The sequence below is a fragment of the Acidovorax sp. FW305-C-20-28 genome (assembly GCF_058783375.1).
Map to the genome: position 1 here is coordinate 1 of NZ_JBYSYM010000069.1, position 8,557 is coordinate 8,557.

Annotated in this window: 8 protein-coding genes; 3 read left to right on the forward strand and 5 right to left on the reverse strand. The window is 68.6% G+C overall.

Going from position 1 to position 8,557, the window contains the following annotated elements; translation table 11 throughout:
* Positions 1 to 178: 178 nt before the first annotated feature.
* The 4 genes from AC3WOH_RS34490 to AC3WOH_RS34505 all read right to left on the reverse strand — a co-directional run bounded on the left by AC3WOH_RS34490 (position 179) and on the right by AC3WOH_RS34505 (position 5,204).
* Positions 179 to 1,171, reverse strand: a complete 993-nt coding sequence (locus tag AC3WOH_RS34490; RefSeq protein WP_492233834.1) for a Bug family tripartite tricarboxylate transporter substrate binding protein — start codon at positions 1,169 to 1,171, stop codon at positions 179 to 181.
* A gap of 30 nt (positions 1,172 to 1,201) precedes the next feature.
* Positions 1,202 to 2,413, reverse strand: coding sequence for a CaiB/BaiF CoA transferase family protein (locus AC3WOH_RS34495; protein WP_492233835.1), 1,212 nt, complete (start codon positions 2,411 to 2,413; stop codon positions 1,202 to 1,204).
* A gap of 5 nt (positions 2,414 to 2,418) precedes the next feature.
* Positions 2,419 to 3,558, reverse strand: coding sequence for an FAS1-like dehydratase domain-containing protein (locus AC3WOH_RS34500; protein WP_492233836.1), 1,140 nt, complete (start codon positions 3,556 to 3,558; stop codon positions 2,419 to 2,421).
* 65 nt (positions 3,559 to 3,623) lie between these two features.
* Positions 3,624 to 5,204, reverse strand: coding sequence for an acetate--CoA ligase (locus AC3WOH_RS34505; RefSeq protein ID WP_492233837.1), 1,581 nt, complete (start codon positions 5,202 to 5,204; stop codon positions 3,624 to 3,626).
* A 410-nt stretch (positions 5,205 to 5,614) separates the two neighbouring features.
* Between AC3WOH_RS34505 and AC3WOH_RS34510 the strand changes: the two genes are divergently transcribed.
* Positions 5,615 to 5,998 carry a hypothetical protein gene (locus AC3WOH_RS34510; protein WP_492233838.1) on the forward strand — a complete coding sequence of 128 codons (384 nt, stop codon included), beginning with the start codon at positions 5,615 to 5,617 and terminating at the stop codon, positions 5,996 to 5,998.
* An 80-nt stretch (positions 5,999 to 6,078) separates the two neighbouring features.
* Here AC3WOH_RS34510 and AC3WOH_RS34515 read toward each other — a convergent pair whose 3' ends face one another.
* Positions 6,079 to 7,092 (reverse strand): quinone oxidoreductase family protein, encoded by a 1,014-nt coding sequence (locus AC3WOH_RS34515; protein WP_492233839.1) that lies wholly within the window; start codon positions 7,090 to 7,092, stop codon positions 6,079 to 6,081.
* 223 nt (positions 7,093 to 7,315) lie between these two features.
* On the opposite strand from AC3WOH_RS34515, the gene AC3WOH_RS34520 reads away from it, so the two are divergent.
* Together AC3WOH_RS34520 and AC3WOH_RS34525 are read left to right on the forward strand one after the other, a co-directional pair.
* Entirely contained in the window at positions 7,316 to 7,681 is a 366-nt protein-coding gene (locus AC3WOH_RS34520; protein WP_492233840.1) for an ArsR/SmtB family transcription factor, read from the forward strand.
* 194 nt (positions 7,682 to 7,875) lie between these two features.
* Positions 7,876 to 8,337, forward strand: coding sequence for an SRPBCC family protein (locus AC3WOH_RS34525; protein WP_492233841.1), 462 nt, complete (start codon positions 7,876 to 7,878; stop codon positions 8,335 to 8,337).
* Positions 8,338 to 8,557 lie beyond the last annotated feature (220 nt).

Sequence of the window (8,557 nt, forward strand, 5' to 3'; positions counted from 1 at the left end):
GCCTTTCTTTTGGGTACTTTTCTTTGGCGAAGCAAAGAACAAGTACCTCGGCCGCCGGGCCGAGACCCGGCTCCCGCACTCAGCACAAGCACACCATCCAAACAGCCGCGCCGGCCGCACATCCCGGCCTCCGCCCTCCATCAACGAACAGAAGCAACCATAGAACAAGAGCAAAGAACTACTGATCCGCCCTGATCCCCGCCGCCTTGATCACCGGCCCCCACCGCTCCCGCTCCTTCTTCGCAAACACCCCCAGATACGCCGCACTCCCCCCCGCAGGCTCAAACCCCAAGTCCAACAACCGCTGCCGCACCTCCGGCTTGCCCAGCACCTTGTTGACCGCGGTGTTCAGCAACTTGGTGACATCGGCAGGCGTCCCCTTGGGCGCATACAAGGCATTCCAGGCCACGAACTCGAAACCCGCATGGCCCTGCTCGGCCACGGGCTTGACGCCCGGCACCAGGCTGCTGGCCGTGCCCGAGGTCACCCCCAGCGCACGCAGCTTGCCGGCCGCCAGGTGGGGGCGCAGGGCCAGGGGCGTGTCGATGGTCACCGACAGCTGGCCGCCCAGCACGTCGGTCATGGCGCTGCCCGAGCCCTTGTACGGGATGCCGAAGAGCGGCACGCCCGAGCGCTCCTTCAAGAACTCCACCACCAGGCGCGCCGAAGTGCTGGGCATGGCGATGTCGGCCGAGCCGGGCGTGCGCTTGACGGCGTCGAGCACGTCGCCCACCGTGCGGTAGGGCGTGGCGGCGCCGGCGGCCAGCACCATGGGGAAGGTGCCGACCATGGCGATGGGCTCGAAATCCTTCACCGGGTCGAACGGCATCTTGGGGTAGAGGAACTGGTTGAGCACATGGGTGGCGTTGGTGCCCATGGTCAGGGTGTAGCCGTCGCCCGCGGCCTGGGCGGCCAGTTCGGTGCCCAGGATGCCGCCCGCGCCGGCCTTGTTCTCCACCACGATGGGCTGGCCCAGTTCGCGCGCGAGCTGCTCGCCCAGCAGCCGGGTGGCCACATCGGTGCCTTGGCCGGCGGCGTAGGCGACGATGATGCGGATGGGTTTGGTGGGGTAAGCGCCGGGTGCCTGCGCATGGGATGCGGCGGGCACAGCGGTCAGCAGTAGCACGCTGGCAGCAGTAGTCGTCATTTTGGCAGCGAGGATGGTTCGCATGCTTGTCTCCTTGTGGTTGTATTCTGCAGGTCAGACAGAGGGGGCGTGCGCGCGGGCAATGCCGCGCTCGTAGAAGTCGTTCCTCTCTGTTGCGTTGAATCCGAGGCCGGCCAGCACCTCGTCGGCGTGCTGGCTGAACCCGGGGGGCGGCGCGCCCGGCGAGGCCGGCGTGCCGTACAGGCGCATGGGCGCGCGCAGGGCGGTGAAGCCCTCTTGCTCGATGACCATGCCGCGGTGTGCGCAGTGCGCCTGGGCCAGGGCCCGGGGCACGTCGTTCACCACGCCGGCGGGCACGCCCACGCGCATCAGCGCTTCGCACAGGGGCTCGCAATCGGCGTCGGCAATGGCGGCTTCGATAATCGCCTTGAGCGCCGGCCGGTGCGCCAGGCGCTCGGCATTGCTGCGAAAGCGCGGCTCGTCCGGCAGGCCCGGCTGGCCGATGTGCGCGCTGAAGCGCCTGAACTGGCCGTCGTTGAGGATGCCGATGAACACATGGCCATCGCGCGCGCGGAACTTGTCGTACGGCGCGATGTTGGGGTGCGCGCTGCCCAGCAGGCCCGGCGCCTGGTGCGAGGCAAACCAGTTCGACGCATGGGGCAGCAGCAGGCTCAATGCGGTGTCGTACAGCGTGGCCTCCACGCGCTGGCCCTGGCCGCTGGCCTGGCGGCTGCACAGCGCCATGAGGATGCCGGTGAGCGCGACATACCCGGTCAGGTGGTCCACGATGGGGATGCCCATGCGTGTGGCGCCGCTGGCCGATTCGCCGTTGATGCTCATCAGCCCGCACTGCGCCTGCAGCACCGCGTCATACCCCGGCAGGCCGCCCAGCGGGCCGTCGCGGCCAAAGCCCGAGATGGCGCAGTAGACCAGCCGCGGGTAGCGCGCGGCCAGGGCCTGCTCGTAGCCCAGGCCCCACTTCTCCATGGTGCCGGGCAGGAAGTTCTCGACCAGCACATCGGCGTCGGCCAGCAGGCGGTGCAGCACCTCCTGCGCCTCGGGCTGTGCCAGGTCCAGGGCCAGGGCCTTCTTGCCGCGGTTGAGCGCGGCGAAGTAGGCGCTGTGGCCCATGGCGTCGTAGGGCGGGCCCAGGTGGCGGGTTTCGTCGCCGCCCGGCGGCTCGATCTTGACGACCTGGGCGCCGTTGTCCGAAAGCATCTGGGTGCACAGGGGGCCTGCGAGCACGCGCGTCAGGTCCACGACGCGCAGGCCCCCGAGCGCCGTGGCGCCAGGGGAGGTTGCCATGGTGTTCACCCGCGGCTGGGCAGCACCATGATGCCGCCGCCCACGGCGGACTGCTCGCCGTCCTGGTTCTGCGCTTCCTGTTCGATCTCCACCAGGTGCTTGCCGTTCTCGACGAACTTGCGCACGACCTTGCCTTTGATGAACACCATGTCCCCCTCGGGGTTGTGGCGGCGCACCTTGCAGCTGGCCTTGTGCAGAAAGCCGGTGTCGCCCATCCAGTTGGTGAGGTGGTGCGTCATCCACGAGGTGCGCTCGGGGCCGTAGTCGTAGGCGCCGGGGGCGCCGACTTCGAGGGCGAAGTCTTCTTCCCAGTGCACGCGCTCGGGCACGTCGGGGATGCCGAAGCGGTTCTTGATGCCCACGCCCGGGTGCGCGTCGATCAGCTTCCAGGCCAGCTTGTTGGCGCGGATGTACAGGCCGCCCCAGCCCTGCGCGTAGGCGACGAAGCCGGTCACCGTCATCGGGCCCTTGAACATGGTGGGCAGCTCGTCGCCCACGTTCACGTCCTCCCAGTAGCGCGGCACGGCGCCGCGCACCTCTTCGTCGCGGTAGAGCTTGTAGGCCTCGCCCAGCTCCTCGTCGGTGTAGCGGCGCACGCCGCGCTCACGCACCTCGCGGTACTTGGTGCCGTTCTCGCGCGCATGGTCGCGCTCGGTGCGAAAGCACCAGCTGTCGGCCTCGGCCACCTTGTCGCCGCTCTGGTTGAAAAAGTCCACGTGGTAGATCTGCTGGATGGCGCGGCCGGCAAAGCGGGTCTGGTGCTCCACCAGGTCCTTCAGATACGCCTCGGTGGAGATCACGTCGTTGCGGCGCACCTCCTTGTGCCAGGTCCAGTCGGCGCCCGACCACATGGCGTGCACGCCCGGCAGGCCGCCCACATAGCCCGAGACGATGCGGCTGGTGGAAAACAGAAAGCTCGGCAGCGCCACGATGCCGCCGTAGTGGCTCTTGGCCGCGTAGTCGGGGTCGCACCACAGCGGGTTGTCGTCGCCGATGCCGTGGGCGTAGTGGCGGATGTTGTCGCGCGTGGCCTCGTAGCACCAGGGCTCTGCGGTCTGCCCGATCTTCACGCCAATGCGCTGGCGCAGGTCATCAAGGCCGCTGTCGGTGATCTTGGGGAAGGTGCGTTGGGTTTCGGTGGACATGGTGTGTCTCCTTTTTTCTGCGGGTGGTTGAAATGGAAAGGGGAAAGGGAAGGGGAAAGGGGGGCTCAGTGCGCCGCGGCCTCTGCCAGCGCGGCGGCCTCGCGCTCGCGCAGCACCTTGCGGTGCACCTTGCCGGCGGGGGTCTTGGGCAGCTCGGGCACCAGGGCGATGTGGCGCGGGTATTCGTGCTGGCTGAGCTTGGTCTTGACGAGGGTCTGCACCTCGTCGATGAAGGCATCGCTGCGCGCGCGGTCCGACACGATGAAGGCCTTGACCACCTGGCCGCGGAGGGCGTCGGGCACGCCGATGACGGCGGCTTCGAGCACGTCCTCGTGCATGAGGATCACGTTCTCGATCTCCACCGCGCTCATGGTCCAGCCGGCCGAGATGATCACGTCGTCGGCCCGGCCGCCGTGGTAGAAGTAGCCGTCCTCGTCGGTGCGGCCCAGGTCCTTGGTAGGCACCCACTGGCCGCGGCGCAGCACCATCAATTGGCCGGTCACGCCGGGCGGGCAGACCTGGCCATCGGCATCGTGCACCTCGACCACGGTGCCCGGCACGGCCTTGCCCAGCGAGCCGCGCTTGACCGGAAAGTCCGCCGCGCCCGGGTAGCTGGCCAGCACCACGCCGATCTCGGTGGTGCCATACATGCTGCACACCGGCAGGCCGAACTGCTGCTGCACAAAGTCGGCCGTGTCATCGTCGATGGGCTCACCGGTGAACGACAGCTTCTCGAAGTGGTAGCTGTGCTCGCCCGCCTTGCCGCAGTTCTTCATCATGCGGTAGTGCGTGGCCGCGGCCGACATGTTGGTGAAGCGGTGGGCCGACAGGGCGGCCAGCAGCCGCTCGGGGTTGAAGCGGCCGCTGTAGGCGCCCACCGTGAGGCCCAGCGCCAGCGGTGCCAGCGTGCCATGCCACAGGCCATGGCCCCAGGCGGGGGACGAGGGGCACATGAAGCGGTCGCCCGGGCGCAGGCCCGTGCCGTAGAGCGCGGCCACCATCAGCGTGACCAGGGCCTTGTGCGTGTGCTTCACGGCCTCGGGCAGCTCGCGCGTGGTGCCCGAGGTGTACTGGAACACGGCCAGGTCGTCGGGCGCCGTTTGCACCGGGTACGGCACCTGGTACTGCGTGGGCAGCGCAGCCAGTTGTTGCCACAGACCGGCGTCGAACACCTCGAACGGCGTGCTGTCGCCCAGGCCGGCGGCGACCTCGCGCTTGTCTTCGTTGGTGACCAGCAGGGCAGGCTTGCAGTCGCCCACGCGCAGGCGCACCCCGTCGGGGCCGAACAGCGTGAACAGCGGCACGGCGATGGCACCGCGCTTGATCACGCCGAACATGGCCGTGTAGAACTCGCGCGAGGGCTCCAGCATGATGGCCACGCGCTCGCCCTGCTGCACGCCCCGGCGCTCTAGGTAGTGGGCAAAGCGCGAGGAATCGCGCGCCAGTTCGTCGAAGCTGATTTTTTCATCCACGCCGTCTGCGCGGCAGACGATCACCGCATCGCGGCCCTGGTCGGCATGGCGGTCCACGCACTCGTGGGCGATGTTGAAGGCACTGCGGTCCCCATCGAAAAGCGCCCACAGTTTCTCGCTGGAAAACTGGCTCTGGGCGTCGGCATAGGTCGTGAAATCGGTCAGTCGGTTCATGGCTGCATGGGCTCTGTGTGGCGGTGCATGCAGTCTCGATTTCTGGTCCGTAATTGTCAAATGCGATGCAATGTTGTACATAGACAATTGCATGCCGGGCTTGCCGCAGACCTGCCCAGGCGCTATGTGGGTGCGTGGGCCCGCATGGAGCGCAGCGCCGAGGGAGCTGCAGGCCCGGTGGTCTAAAAATTGTCTATGCGCAATGCCGTTGCGCGATTTGACGGCGTGGCCGCCCGCCCGGGACAATGGACCTTAGAGCGGCTAACAAAACTCTTCTGGCGTCGTTGCCGCGTCTTGTCGTACTACTCGTACTGCCTGCGACGCAGCGCCTAGCCAGAACCGCTTCGCTGAGTTTTGTGAGCCGCTCTTAGTCCCTTCGCCCCGATCCACGCACGCCCGAGGCCTTGCCGATGCGCCAACTGAAAACCTTCGACCAGCTCCGCGCGCTGATGGCCCGCGAAGCAGAGCAGCACGCCCACCTGCGCGGCCTGCAACCGCGCCTGCGGGCCCTGCCCGAGCGCGACGCCAGCGGCTGCAACTGGGCCGTGGAAGGCTGGGCCACGGCCCAGGGCACGGCGCATGCCCCCTGCGCGCAACTGCAGGCCCTGGTGGCCGCCTGCCAGGCGCAGTTCAACGCCGTGGGCCGCTCGCCCGCCAATGCCACGGCCGTGCTGCTGCTGCCGGTGGTGGTGCAGGCTGTGCAGGCTGTGCAGGAGCCCCGCGTTCAGCCCCCAGGCCCGGCCAGGCGATCTTCGACAACGGTGTTGGCAGGCCCTGGGCTGGGCCTAAGGTGAGCGCTGCTACGCAGCGCGTGATGCCGTGGTGCACCCGCATGGCGCCCACGCCACGCCTCACCCCCTCACCCTTCACCCCCTCACGGCAACAGCAGCAGCACCTTGCCGATGGCCTGGCGGCCCTCCAGCGCGCGGTGGGCCTGGGCGCCGTCGCGCAGCGCAAAGCGCTCGGCGATGCGCAGCTGCAGCCCGCCCGCCGCAAGGGCATCGAACAGCTGCGCGGCGCGCGTGCGGCGCTCCTGCGCGCTGGTGAGCACGTTCCACAGGTCGCCGCCCACCAGCGCGAGCGAGCGGTCCATCAGCAGGCGCGGGTCCACCGGCGCCGGGTCGCCCGCGGCCATGCCGTAGAACACGATGGTGCCGCCCGTGCGCGCCGCGGCCAGGCTGTCGGGCAAGGTGGTGCCCACCGAGTCGTACACCACGTCCGCCCCGCGCCCGCCGGTGAGGGCCTGCACCGCCTGCAGCCAGCCCTCAGTGTGGATCACCGCCACCACGCTGGTTTCGGCGTTGGCGTTGGCGTTGGCGTCTGCGTTCGCGTCCACGCCCAGCACCTCGCGCACTGCCTGGCGCTTGGCCTCGGTCGAGGCAATGGCGATCACCCGCGCGCCCAGGCCGCGCAGCATCTGCGCCAGCAGCAGCCCCACGCCACCCGCTGCCGCATGCACCACCGCCCAGTCGCCCGGGCGCACGGCATAGCTGTCGCGGCACAGGTACTGCGCCGTCAGACCCTGCAGCAGGCTGCCCGCGGCGGTCTCGAACGAAGTGGTGTCGGGCAGGGGGATGAGCCGCTCCACATCCACCGCGCACAGCTCGGCATTGGCAAACGGGCTGTCGGCAAAGCCCACCCGCTGCCCGGGCTGCAGGCCGCTGCCCGGTGGCGCGCTCACCACCTCGCCCGCGCCCTCGTAGCCCAGCACCCACGGCGGCGAGCCGGCCAGGTGGTAGTTGCCCTTGCGGCGGTACACATCGGCAAAGTTCAGCCCCACGGCACGCATGCGCACCAGCGCCTGGCCGGGGCCCGGCGTCGGGTCGGGCAGCACCTCATGGCGCAGAACATCGGCATCGCCGAACTGGTGGAAGACAAGGGCGTGCATGGCGGTGGCCTTTCTGTGGTGGGCGGATGGAAAGATGGCAACGAAGCGAATTTTTCTCCTGCCATGGGCTGGGGCTCCAGGGCGCCGCGGTGGCATGGGGAGGCCATCAGGTTAGCACCGGCAGGCCGGCGCGGCGAGGGGCCGGGGCTGCATTCAGTCGGTAGAAAAACTGCTGGCTCGGCGGGGCTGGCGCCAGCGCAGCAATGGGTATACACTGAACTTAATGGTTCAGTATTCGGATGCCCACCTCGATGCCGCCTTTGCTGCGCTGGCCGATTCCACCCGGCGTGGCGTGCTGCAGCAGCTCGGGCGCGCCGATGCGTCCATCTCCGACCTGGCGGCCAAGTTCGGCATGACCCTCACGGGCATGAAAAAGCACGTCGGCGTGCTGGAGCAGGCCGGGCTGGTCACCACGCAGAAGCTCGGGCGTGTGCGCCACTGCCAGTTGGGCCCGCGCCCGCTGGAGGCGCAGGCGCTGTGGATAGAGCAGCACCGCCAGCTCTGGGAGGCCCGCTTCGACGCGCTGGACCAGGTGGTCGAGCAATTGCAACACCAGGAGAAAACCGATGGACGCAGGAAACACATCTAGTGTGCTGTCCCGCAAATACGTGGCACTAAAACCGCGTCTTTCACACCATGGCGGCGTTGCAAATCCTCGCGATAGCACCGGCTATCGCTGCGGTTTGCGCCTTGCCATGGCGCGAAATCCATCGGTTTTTGTTTTGCCACCTATTTGCGGGACAGCACACTAGCCAGCCCGCCGCCCCGCAGCACCGCCTGTCGGTGGCGCGCCAATCCGAGCGTGAACTGGTCGTCACGCGCACCATCAAGGCCCCGCCGCACACCGTTTTCAAGGCCTGGACCGATGCCGCGCTGTTCCAGCGCTGGTGGGTGCCCCAATCCTTCGGCCTGGCGCTGCTGTCCTGCGAGCTCGACGTGCGCGTGGGCGGCAGCTACCGCCTGGTGTTCAGCCACCCCGACGCGCCCCAGGGCATGGCTTTCCACGGCCGCTACCTGGAGGTGGTGCCGCCCGCGCGCCTGGTCTGGACCAATGACGAAGCCGGCGGCAGCGGCCAGGTCACCACCGTCACCTTCGAGGAGCAGCCCGCGGCGCACACGCTGCTCACCGTGCACGACCTCTACCCCACCAAGGAAGCCCTCGACGCCGAGATCGCCGCCGGCAGCACGGGCTGGAACGACGAGACCTTCGACCAGCTCGATGCGCTGGTGGGCCCCATGGGGTGAGTTGGATGGGGCTGGCGGGCAAGGCTGCCCCTGCTCCTTGGGTCGCTCAGGCGAACTCCAGCCCCTTGGCAGAGAGCCCCACCAGATCGATGCGGGTGGCATTGAGGTCCAGATTGGCCGCCATCACCACCAGGTCGGCCGCGCTGGTGCCCCCGGCCATGATGTCGGTAAGGATCTTGAGCTCCCCACTGGTGCCCGCCCGGCCCGTCACATTGGTCCA

What these genes read in the sequence shown, in the direction of transcription:
- AC3WOH_RS34495 (WP_492233835.1), bottom strand. Translation starts at nt 2,413, where the DNA reads ATGGCAACCTCCCCTGGCGCCACGGCGCTCGGGGGCCTGCGCGTCGTG.
- AC3WOH_RS34500 (WP_492233836.1), bottom strand. Translation starts at nt 3,558, where the DNA reads ATGTCCACCGAAACCCAACGCACCTTCCCCAAGATCACCGACAGCGGC.
- AC3WOH_RS34510 (WP_492233838.1), top strand. Translation starts at nt 5,615, where the DNA reads ATGCGCCAACTGAAAACCTTCGACCAGCTCCGCGCGCTGATGGCCCGC.
- AC3WOH_RS34505 (WP_492233837.1), bottom strand. Translation starts at nt 5,204, where the DNA reads ATGAACCGACTGACCGATTTCACGACCTATGCCGACGCCCAGAGCCAG.
- AC3WOH_RS34490 (WP_492233834.1), bottom strand. Translation starts at nt 1,171, where the DNA reads ATGCGAACCATCCTCGCTGCCAAAATGACGACTACTGCTGCCAGCGTG.
- AC3WOH_RS34520 (WP_492233840.1), top strand. Translation starts at nt 7,316, where the DNA reads ATGGTTCAGTATTCGGATGCCCACCTCGATGCCGCCTTTGCTGCGCTG.
- AC3WOH_RS34515 (WP_492233839.1), bottom strand. Translation starts at nt 7,092, where the DNA reads ATGCACGCCCTTGTCTTCCACCAGTTCGGCGATGCCGATGTTCTGCGC.